We start from the raw sequence: 9,827 nt of genomic DNA, 5'->3' as shown, positions 1-9,827 counted from the left end.
GAAAAACATCGGAAGCGCAGCTGAAAAGCGGACTGACATCGAGACATTCATTGCGGAGGCACCGCAACTGAAACGCATCGCGGTCGCTGATCAAGGGTGTCATTTGCGGCATACGCGTGGAAGACATCAAGCAACCGCCGATGCAGGAAATCCAGTACTCGGACAAACCGATCGACGAACTCGCAAAGGGAAAGCCCATGGAGACGATTCTACGGGCATAGCGATCCGGACGCTCTAATCTTGGGCCTCTGCCGCTACCGCATCATCTTGTTGGGCGGCGAGACAATATCTGGTGACGAAACGGACGATATGTCATGACCTCGTTTCATACTCTCACGCTTGCCAGCGTCGCATTGATCGCGACACTCTCAGTCGATCCGGCCTCTGCCCAAAACCCACCTCCGTCCGACCCACCCTCGCTCACCGAGAAACTCAACGCCTATGTCGGCTGCATCAACCGGCTGTCGGAGCGCTCCTACGATTCACGGCGGCGCTATTTCAGCTGGGTCGGCAAGAACGGGCCGACCGGCAAGGAGCGCATCATCTACGGCACCTACACGATCTACGACACGTCCGATTGCCGCAAGAACGTCGAGACAGCCAATGCGCTGGAACCGCGCGACGCCGAACTCGAAGCCGCAGCGGCGGCCTATGCCGACGCTGTCAGCAAGCTCGAGCCACTGCTGAAGGAGGCCGACGACTATTACAAGCAAGAAGACTACAAGGACGACAGGATGGCCAAGGGCCGCGCCTTGCATCCTCGCCTCGTCGCCGCATGGGATGCGTTTGCCAGTGCCGACAAGGCTTTGCGCGCTGGCGTCGAGAGCATCAACGACAGGCGCGCGGCCGAACGCCTTGCTGCGATCGAGCAGAGCGAGGGCAAGGCCGCACGCTATCACGTCGAGGCGGTGATGATCGCCGCCAAACGCGTCCTGCGCAGCATGGAAACGGACAAGCCCAATCTGGCCGCGATGACGCAGGCCGTGAACGATTACGAGGCGCTGGTGAAGTCGACCGAAAAGCTCGCGGCCGACAGCGACGCCAAGATCGGCTCGTTCTTCATCAACAATGCCAAATCGTATCTGGTCACGGCGAAGCAACTGATGCGCCGCATCCGCGACAAGGTTCCCTACAGCCAGGGCGACAGGATGATGCTCAACGCCGGCAGCGGCTGGATGGTCGAGGGTTCGCCGCAGCGGCTGATGCGCGACTATAATCAACTGGTCGAGAGCTATAATCGCGGCGGTCGGGTGTGAGGCGCGGACACCAGCATCATTTGCGTCATAACGGCACAAGGTTCGCGTTTGTTCGCAAAGAACGAATCGGGACGGCGAATCCGAGCACGCATCAAAGCTGAAGAGAGCGTTACCTCGCTCGCGTTACGTCCGATACGGAAGAGCAAGCGCACCGACTCTCGCAGGTCACGGATGATCTGAACTCGTCCGTTCGCAGGGGCCTGCGCTGTCATGCCTTCACGCGACGCGGGCTGCGCCCACGCATTGCCATCGCAAGGTGGCGTGACCGTTTCACATCGGCACAAGGTTCGCATCTGTTCGCAAAGAACGAATCGGGACAGCGAATCGGGACACGCATCAAAGCTGAAGAGATCGTTACTGCGTCACTAGTGCCCGAAGAATAAGCCAATGCGGCGCTAAGTCGTAAGAAGCTTCACTGCGTCGCCGACAATCTCCTGATGGTCGAAGGCAAGCACGAGTTCGCGCCAATCCGCACGGAACGAGATCTCGGCAGCGTCATCTCCTGCCTGAGCTTCACCGTCGAAGGCCGTCACGAGATATGCGATGCTGATCGTCCAGCCGCGAGGATCGCGGCCGGGTTTCGAATAGACACCGACGAGCCGCAGATCGCGCGCCGTCAACCCGGTCTCCTCCAACAGCTCGCGCCGCGCGGCAGCCTCCGTCGTCTCGCCGGGATCGACGAAGCCGCCGGGCAGTGCGAACTGGCCTTCGAAGGGCGGATGGCGGCGGCTGATCAGCAGCAGCCGGGCAAGCCCGTCGAATACCACGCAATCGGCCGTCACGCTGGGCTTCTCGTAGCTCATGATCGGCAGCGTAATCCGCCCTCCACCGATCGGGCAACATTCCGAGCGAACGAGAATGGCGCGTCGCGCCAGTGGATCCCTGCGGGCGTACGTCAATGCACAGATTGCGCGCGCCCCGAAAGCCCGCCGCCGCTACCGCGCCCGGCGTTCGGTGCGCGTGAGCGTCCAGAACTGGCCCGAGAAGTTGCCGCAAGGGCGCAACTCGGGCTGGTTGCTGTCGGGATCAATATCGAGGCACATGCGCGGCCCGCGGAACGCGGTGGTGAGCCGCACGCCGTCGCGCGACGGCACAACCTGCCAGAATTGGCCGGTGAAATCTCCGCAGGACCTCAACTCCGGGCGATTGGTCGGCGGATTGATATCGAGACACATGCGCGGGCCGCGAAACTCGGTGGTCAGACGGAAGGATCCGTCGCCGGCCGGTACGAAGCGCCAATTCTGGCCGGACACGTCCTGGTCGCGGTCGAGTCGCGCCTGATTGTTCCGTGGCCCGCCGTTGAACACGTCCATCGGCATCTCGGGCCCGCGAAACTGCGTCGTGAGCTTGTAATAGAAGTTCGGATCCGGCGACTGCGACATCGCTGGCGTTGCGAGTGAACAAATCGCCAGACAGGCTGACGCCAAAACGTACCGCATTCGCATCGTCTTTCGTGATTTGGTGAGTTCTGCCCGGCTGCCGGCTTGTTGGCCGCGCGTTGGCTCGTGCCGACCCTGTAGGCTGTTTCGATGCAGATAACAATCGCTGCCGGCCATCGGTCGGAGCAAACAGCCGCAGCGCAATCTCAAACCGCGCAGCCTCGCGGTATGTTCGTCCTTTCGTACGAGTCGCGCGATCTCGCCCCAGTATGACACACAGTTCGCGTCTGTTCGCGGAGAACGAATCGGGGGCTCCGATTCGTCGCCATGAAAGGACGGCTTGGTGCAAGGCGATTTCGCCCGGGAGCCCGTGCGGGCGAGCCGCTTCCGCTGACATGGTTAACAAAGTATGTTGGCGTGGTCCCGCCGCGGCCCGAAAGCGTCCCATGCTCACGCTCTATTCCTATCCGACCCTGTTCGGCGTCGCCGATAACAACGCTTACGGATTGAAGGTCTTCGCCTTTCTCAAGCTTGCGGGCGTGCCGTTTCGGCATGAGCATATCTTCGACGCCTCGGCCGCACCGCGCGCGCAGCTTCCCTATATCGAGGACGACGGCGAAGCGATCGGCGACAGTGAAGCGATCATCGCCCATGTCACCGGGAAATACGGCGTCGCGCTCGACCGCGACCTGACTCAGCCGCGGCTTGATACCAACCTGATGGTCACGCGCATGCTCGACGACCTGTACTGGGTCATGTCCTATTCGCGCTGGAAGGATGAGCGCTACTGGACCTCGTTTCGCGATGCGCTCATCCGCGAGCACCCGGTGCTGACCGAGGACGCACTGCGCAACGCGAAACAGTTCAACGACCAGCGCTATTATTTCCAGGGCATCGGCCGTTATCCGCCCGACGCGGCGATGGCGCGGGGCCTTGCCGATCTCGGCGTGCTGGCGCGGCTCGTACCTGCGAGCGGTTACATGCACGGCGAGAGGCCGACCACCATCGACGCGGCCATCTACGGCTTCATCGCCAATATCTATTTCTATGATATCGACACGCCGCTGAAGCAATTCGTGCTCGCACATGGCAATCTGGTGCGCCATTGCGAGTCAATCCATGCGGCGGTCGCGAAGCCGGTGCAGGGGTAATGTCCGGGAAAGCTAGGGACGAGTACAGCCATGACCCAGTCGCCCGAATACACCCGTTGGGAAACCCGCTTCGCCAAGCCCGAATACGAGTTCGGCAAGGCGCCGAACGATTTCCTTGTCCGCTGCAAGCCGCTGTTGCCGTCATCCGGCAAGGCGCTCGCGGTCGCCGATGGCGAGGGGCGGAACGGCGTCTGGCTCGCCGAACAGGGATTTGCCGTCACCTCGGTGGATTTTTCCCCCTCCGCGCAAAAGAAAGCCGCAGCGCTCGCTGCCGAGCGCGGTGTTTCAATCACCCTGATTGAGGGCGACGCGCATAGATGGGACTATCCCGCGGCCACGTTCGACGTGGTGGCGGAAATCTTCACCCAATTCTCGACGCCGGCCGAACGTCCGCTGAAATGGGCCGGCATGCGCCGCGCACTGAAGCCCGGCGGCTTGCTCATCATCGAGGGCTATGCGCCGAAGCAATTGCAATACGGCACCGGCGGGCCGAAGCAGATCGAGCATCTTTATACGCGCGCGATGCTCGAGGACGCCTTCGGCGATTTCGATGACGTCCAGATCGCTGAAGAAGAGCGCGTAATGCGCGAAGGCGCCGGCCATGCCGGCATGTCGGCGACGGTCAACCTCACCGCGCGGAAGCCGCACGGCTAAAGACGACGCCAGTCTTAAGCTCCGGTCACAGCGGATATTGGTCCGGCGTGACCCCGCATTGTTCGAGGAATTTCTTGAGCTGGATGACTTCCTCCTTGGGCAGGCTGTGCTGCGCATGGGTGAAGGCCGCGGAGTGATCGTTCAGCTTCACCTTCACGCGATTGCCGGCGCTGTTCTCGATTGCGGCGCCAAGCTCTTCGAACACATGCACGACTTTCTTGAAGTCGATATTGGCGCTGACAGGATGCGCGAACAGCGCATGGAGCGTTTTGCGATGATGATGGTTCATGGCAGGTGGGTTCTTCCGGTTGCGGCCATCCGACTAGCCGAGCCGCCCGGCGGCCGACTTGATCCATCGCAAACGCGCGCCCCTCAGGACCGCGCGAGCGGCCGGATGAGGCAACGCGCTCAGCCGAACCGAGCCCTCGACCGCTCCCGCGCCTTCTCCGCCTCGATCTCACGATCGCGGGCCGGCGCATGCGTGTGCAGCGACGTCAGCAGCCTGCGCGCTGCCGCCGCGACGTCCTCAACCGCCGCGTTGAAAGCCGCCGCATTGGCCTGCGAGGGCGCGTTGAAGCCCGACAACTTGCGCACGAATTGCAGCGCCGAGGCACGGATTTCGTCCTCGGTCGCCGGCGGCTCGAAATTGAACAGCGTCTTGATGTTGCGGCACATCGCGGGAACCTCCTCATTCTCCGGGCCTGACTGTAGCGCTCCATCGCCGGCCGCGTAAGCGGCACCCGGCCTCGGTTCCCGCTTTCGCCGGCGCTTCCGATCTGAGATGCTGCGGCCGATTCACATGGCATCGAGTCCCTTGGCAATCGAGGTTTTCATGACGCACGTGACGTATCGCATCGTCCAGCATGACGGCGGCTGGGCCTACAAGGTCGGCGATGTTTTCTCCGAACCGTTCCCGAGCCACGACAAGGCGCTGGCCGCCGCCAAGCTTGCGGCGCGCGAACAGCGCACTCCCGGCAGCACCGAGGTCATCGAGTGGGAGGACGAAAAGGGCGTCTGGCACACCGAAACCGCCTCCGGCAGCGACCGGCCCGAGACCGACGTGGAAGACAGCAATGCCTGACGCCATGCACGCGATGACAAGGATGGCGAAGGCGCTCGTCGCCTGCGCAGTATGGCTCGTCGTTTTTTGCGCTCCCCTGCCCGCCCAGGACAGCGCGCCTCAACTCAAGATCGACATCGAGGTTCGGTTGAAGGAGGCCAAGGTCGTCCTCAATCTCGACCATCTCGCCTATGCGGGCAAAGAGCCGTTCGGTCTGCTCTATGCCCGCATCCTGCAGGAGCAATTCACCGCCGACAAAACGGTCTGGCAGGTGATCGCGATCTTTCACGGAGATGCCGGCCTCTGGTCGCTGAACGACGCGGCCTATAACCGCGTCAGCGGCACCGCAGCTGGCAATCCGTATGCGAAACAGATCGCCGCGCTTCAGGCCGGCGGGGTGCGGTTTGAGGTTTGTGGTCAGACCGCGCGCGACAACAAATGGGTGAATGCCGATTTCCTGCCCGGCATCGCGGTGAATAGCGGCGCAAATTTCCGGATCGTCCAGCTCGTCCAGGACGGCTTCGTGCAGATCCAGCCTTAGGCCTGCGCGCAGGCGCATCACGTTGCTTCGTTCCGGTTTGTTCTCAAAGAACGAATCGCGTCCTGTGTTTTCCGTTCGGCGCGAATCTTAACGGATTACTGTCATGCATGATCCGATCGCCGCGCTTCCCAGGAATTCGCTCATGGTTGATCGTTTGCTAATCGCGGGTTTGATGGCAATGGCATTGGCTCTCCCTTCACATTTCGCTTTCGCGCAGGACGCGACGCCGCAGACAAGACCACAAAGCGTGCCGCCGAAAGGCTATCCCGCGGCACCGCTGCTCTCGACTGGCACGACCGTCGTCGGCGAGCCGATCCGATATCCGACCTCGGGGCCTGCCCATGTAACCGGCTCGATCGTCACGCTCGCGCCCGGCGCCCGCACCGTGGTTCACAAGCACGGGGTGCCGATGTTCGCCTATATCCTCGAAGGCGAGATCACCGTCGATTACGGCGCGAAAGGCAAACGCACTTATCGTGCGGGCGACGCCCTGATGGAAGCGATGGATGTCGCCCATTTCGGCGAGAATACCGGCACGCAGCCGATGCGCCTGATCGCGGTCTATATGGGTGCGAAGGGCGCCAGCGATGTCGTGCCGGTGAAGTAGCCCGCTCACGCACCGGCGACCGCCCCCATTTGAAAATCGCGCAATTCATCGCGACTTTGTTTTTCAGTTTAACGCTCGCGCTGACGGAAACCAAACAGACGGTGCGGAGACTGCGTTGCCGTTTTTGGCTCATACGGGAACGTACATCATGGACATCGTCGTCGCTTCCAACGCATTACCGCGCACCAAGGTGTGGGGAGAGGAAGATCCCTCCGTCAGATGGGCGGGAGCATTCGCCGCCTGCGGCGGGCACGGATCAACCCAGTCCTCGACAATCGTCTACGAGATCGAGCCGGGCGAGCGTCTCGGCTGGCACACCGACGCCACCGAAGAAACGCAGTATATCATCGAGGGCACCGGCGAATTGCATATGGAGGACGGCACCGTTCACAAGGTCGAGCCGGGCAGCGTGTTCGTGCTGCCAACCCCGGTCCGTCACGATCTCGCCAATACCGGCAAGAAAACGCTGCGTGCGGTCGCCTTCTTCGCCGCGCCGATGTTCACCCAGACCTTCGACAACGTGATGATGCCGCCGAAGTCGCATGTACTCGGCAGCCCCAATCGCGACGGGCAATAGCGCGCGGAGTTCGGCAAGTCGCGCCCGGTTGCGGTTTCGTCCCCTCTGTTGCGGGTTCTCTTTCGGCTCTCTCTCCCCGTAAACCGGGGAGAGGGAAGCGCCGGCTACAGCGCGAGCCGCGCCGGATGAAAGCGCCGCGCCGCCATCACGCCCAGAATGACGAAGGCAACCAGCGTCAAACCCTGCGAGATCAGAAACGGCGGCTCCGCACCGGTCGGCGCGTAAGGGTGGACGAAACTCACCTTCTGGAAGCTCTGCGCAATGAAGACAAAGACATTGAGGTAGAGCGACGCAATGGCGCCGGCGACATAGACGGCCCGCCAGCGGCCGGCGAGCCGGTGCCTGTAAAGCGCAACCAGCGCCACGATCAGAATCAGCGACGCGATGACGCCGACCACGATCGCCGGCGTCACGGTCTTGAACGGGAACAGGAACCCGGTCACCGATGTCAGGATCGTCATCAGCAGAAAGAACGCGGTCCAACCCGGCAGCGGCGCACTCGCGAACAGACCGCCCACCACGATAAAGCCGGCAAAGATGGCAAGCATGCTGATGACCACATGCAGTACGGTGAAGGCCTCGATCGACAGCCCAAACGTCATAGCCCCTCCTGGCTCCGGCCAGGCCATCCTCGGTTCGCCCGGTTTTGCCGTCAACGCGCAGAGTCCCCCGATTTCGGCGCAGGCGTATGCTTGGCGCGCATTTCGCGCTCTCCGGCGTCCTCGGGAAACCGCCCGGGGCGTTCGTTCGGGCGACGGGAATCGGAACCCCGCCTTGCCCTTTCCCCGGCGCACCGCTACTTAAGGCCCGCATTTCCATCATATCCCGCCTGTCCGGCGCGTACGCGCAGCCGACGCGGATTTGCCTGAAGGGCTGAGAGACGCGCGATGAACGGCCGCCAATTCGTCTATTTCATGCAGGGGCTGACCAAGGCCTATCCGGGCAACCGCAAGGTCCTCGAAAACATCCACCTGCAATTCTATCCCGATGCCAAGATCGGCGTGCTGGGCGTCAACGGCGCCGGCAAATCGACCCTGCTGCGCATCATGGCCGGCATCGACACGGAGTATTCCGGCGAGGCCTGGGTCGCGCAGGGCGCCCGGGTCGGCTACCTGCCGCAGGAACCGCAGCTCGATCCGGACAAGAGCGTCCGCGAGAATGTGATGGAAGGCGTCGCCAAGCAGAAGGCGATCCTCGACCGTTACAACGAACTGGCGATGAATTATTCCGACGAGACCGCCGACGAGATGACCGCCTTGCAGGATCAGATCGAGGCACAAGGGCTGTGGGATCTTGATTCCAAAGTCGATCAGGCGATGGAAGCTTTGCGCTGCCCGCCCGACGACGCCGATGTGTCGAAGCTGTCCGGCGGTGAACGGCGCCGCGTGGCGCTTTGCAAGCTGCTGCTGGATGCGCCTGAACTGCTGCTGCTCGACGAACCGACCAACCATCTCGATGCGGAATCGGTGGCGTGGCTGGAAGGCCATCTGCGCGATTATCCCGGTGCGATCCTGATCGTGACCCATGATCGCTATTTCCTCGACAACGTGACGAGCTGGATCCTCGAACTCGATCGCGGCAAGGGCATTCCCTATCAGGGCAATTACACCTCCTGGCTCGGCCAGAAGCAGAAGCGGCTGGCGCAGGAAGGCCGCGAGGAAGAATCGCGCCAGCGCACGCTCGCCGCCGAACAGGAGTGGATTTCCGCCTCACCCAAGGCGCGTCAGGCCAAATCCAAGGCTCGCTACCAGCGCTACGAAGACCTGCTCAAGAAGGCCGGCGAAAAGCAGACCCAGACCGCGCAGATCATCATTCCGGTGGCCGAACGGCTCGGCAATAATGTCATCGATTTCGAGGGCCTGACCAAGGGCTTCGGCGACAATCTGCTGATCGACGATCTCACCTTCAAGCTGCCGCCGGGCGGCATCGTCGGCGTGATCGGTCCGAACGGCGCCGGCAAGACCACGCTGTTCCGGATGATCACCGGCCAGGAGCAGCCCGACAAAGGCACGATCAAGGTCGGCGAGTCGGTTCAGCTTGGTTATGTCGATCAGTCACGCGACGCGCTCGACGGCTCCAAGAATGTCTGGGAAGAAATCTCCGGCGGCCTCGATCAGATCCTGCTTGGCAAGAAGGAAGTCAATTCGCGTGCCTATGTGTCCGCGTTCAACTTCAAGGGCGCCGACCAGCAGAAGAAGGTGGGGCAGCTTTCCGGCGGCGAGCGCAATCGCGTGCATCTGGCCAAGATGCTGAAGTCGGGCGCCAACGTGCTGCTGCTCGACGAACCGACCAACGATCTCGACGTCGATACGCTGCGCGCGCTGGAAGAGGCGCTGGAGGATTTCGCCGGATGCGCCGTGATCATCAGCCATGATCGCTGGTTCCTGGACCGCATCGCCACCCACATGCTGGCCTTCGAAGGCGACAGCCATGTCGAATGGTTCGAGGGCAACTTTCAGGAATACGAAGCCGACAAGATGCGGCGGCTGGGCCAGGACAGCATCATTCCGCACCGGCTGAAATACAAGAAGTTCACGCGCTAAAACGCGTTTCATGCAGCGCGCGCGGTAAAGCTCTCGCGCGCTGCAGAGCGACGTGATGA

At 62.2% G+C, this 9,827-nt stretch carries 13 protein-coding genes and 1 pseudogene; 9 read left to right on the top strand and 5 right to left on the bottom strand.

All coding sequences use genetic code 11. From position 1 onward, the window contains the following. Window positions 1-25: 25 nt before the first annotated feature. Together AC5I5I_RS21045 and AC5I5I_RS21040 are read left to right on the top strand one after the other, a co-directional pair. Window positions 26-221 (top strand): annotated as a pseudogene (locus tag AC5I5I_RS21045) (DUF2200 family protein); the annotation flags it as partial. A gap of 93 nt (window positions 222-314) precedes the next feature. Further along, the gene (locus AC5I5I_RS21040; RefSeq protein WP_495976275.1) at window positions 315-1,256 is read left to right on the top strand and encodes a YiiG family protein; all 942 of its coding nucleotides are present in this window, start codon (window positions 315-317) and stop codon (window positions 1,254-1,256) included. Between the two features lie 395 nt (window positions 1,257-1,651). On the opposite strand, the gene AC5I5I_RS21035 is transcribed toward AC5I5I_RS21040, so the two are convergent. Further along, the gene (locus AC5I5I_RS21035; protein ID WP_495976274.1) at window positions 1,652-2,059 is read right to left on the bottom strand and encodes an NUDIX domain-containing protein; all 408 of its coding nucleotides are present in this window, start codon (window positions 2,057-2,059) and stop codon (window positions 1,652-1,654) included. Between the two features lie 132 nt (window positions 2,060-2,191). Continuing rightward, entirely contained in the window at window positions 2,192-2,638 is a 447-nt protein-coding gene (locus tag AC5I5I_RS21030) for an RICIN domain-containing protein (protein WP_495976273.1), read from the bottom strand. Window positions 2,639-3,081: 443 nt separating this feature from the next. Here AC5I5I_RS21030 and AC5I5I_RS21025 point away from each other — a divergent pair, with 443 nt between their 5' ends. Both AC5I5I_RS21025 and AC5I5I_RS21020 read left to right on the top strand, forming a co-directional pair. Next, window positions 3,082-3,786: a glutathione S-transferase family protein gene (locus AC5I5I_RS21025; RefSeq protein WP_495976271.1), complete on the top strand. Its 705-nt coding sequence runs from the start codon at window positions 3,082-3,084 to the stop codon at window positions 3,784-3,786. Between the two features lie 30 nt (window positions 3,787-3,816). Beyond that, on the top strand, window positions 3,817-4,440 hold the full coding sequence (locus AC5I5I_RS21020) for a class I SAM-dependent methyltransferase (RefSeq protein WP_495976269.1): 624 nt from the start codon (window positions 3,817-3,819) through the stop codon (window positions 4,438-4,440). A 25-nt stretch (window positions 4,441-4,465) separates the two neighbouring features. Here the strand turns inward: AC5I5I_RS21020 and AC5I5I_RS21015 are convergent, their stop codons facing one another. Together AC5I5I_RS21015 and AC5I5I_RS21010 are read right to left on the bottom strand one after the other, a co-directional pair. After that, window positions 4,466-4,729 (bottom strand): hypothetical protein, encoded by a 264-nt coding sequence (locus AC5I5I_RS21015; protein WP_495976267.1) that lies wholly within the window; start codon window positions 4,727-4,729, stop codon window positions 4,466-4,468. 119 nt (window positions 4,730-4,848) lie between these two features. Further along, window positions 4,849-5,115 (bottom strand): DUF2277 domain-containing protein, encoded by a 267-nt coding sequence (locus AC5I5I_RS21010; RefSeq protein WP_495976265.1) that lies wholly within the window; start codon window positions 5,113-5,115, stop codon window positions 4,849-4,851. Window positions 5,116-5,272: 157 nt separating this feature from the next. On the opposite strand from AC5I5I_RS21010, the gene AC5I5I_RS21005 reads away from it, so the two are divergent. From AC5I5I_RS21005 to AC5I5I_RS20990, 4 genes are all read left to right on the top strand, one after another. After that, entirely contained in the window at window positions 5,273-5,521 is a 249-nt protein-coding gene (locus AC5I5I_RS21005; RefSeq protein ID WP_495976263.1) for a DUF2188 domain-containing protein, read from the top strand. Further along, the gene (locus AC5I5I_RS21000; RefSeq protein WP_495976261.1) at window positions 5,514-6,041 is read left to right on the top strand and encodes a DsrE family protein; all 528 of its coding nucleotides are present in this window, start codon (window positions 5,514-5,516) and stop codon (window positions 6,039-6,041) included. Before AC5I5I_RS21005 ends, AC5I5I_RS21000 begins: the two co-directional genes overlap by 8 nt. Before the next feature lie 142 nt (window positions 6,042-6,183). Beyond that, window positions 6,184-6,648, top strand: coding sequence for a cupin domain-containing protein (locus tag AC5I5I_RS20995; protein ID WP_495976259.1), 465 nt, complete (start codon window positions 6,184-6,186; stop codon window positions 6,646-6,648). A 148-nt stretch (window positions 6,649-6,796) separates the two neighbouring features. Continuing rightward, the gene (locus AC5I5I_RS20990; RefSeq protein ID WP_495976257.1) at window positions 6,797-7,225 is read left to right on the top strand and encodes a cupin domain-containing protein; all 429 of its coding nucleotides are present in this window, start codon (window positions 6,797-6,799) and stop codon (window positions 7,223-7,225) included. 104 nt (window positions 7,226-7,329) lie between these two features. Here AC5I5I_RS20990 and AC5I5I_RS20985 read toward each other — a convergent pair whose 3' ends face one another. Continuing rightward, window positions 7,330-7,827: a hypothetical protein gene (locus tag AC5I5I_RS20985; RefSeq protein WP_495976255.1), complete on the bottom strand. Its 498-nt coding sequence runs from the start codon at window positions 7,825-7,827 to the stop codon at window positions 7,330-7,332. Between the two features lie 285 nt (window positions 7,828-8,112). Between AC5I5I_RS20985 and ettA the strand changes: the two genes are divergently transcribed. Beyond that, the gene (ettA, locus tag AC5I5I_RS20980) at window positions 8,113-9,768 is read left to right on the top strand and encodes an energy-dependent translational throttle protein EttA (RefSeq protein WP_495976253.1); all 1,656 of its coding nucleotides are present in this window, start codon (window positions 8,113-8,115) and stop codon (window positions 9,766-9,768) included. Window positions 9,769-9,827 lie beyond the last annotated feature (59 nt).

It is taken from the genome of Pseudorhodoplanes sp. (genome assembly GCF_059499825.1).
The sequence above is the reverse complement of the archived record's forward strand: the minus strand, read 5'-3'. Positions and strand labels throughout refer to the sequence as shown.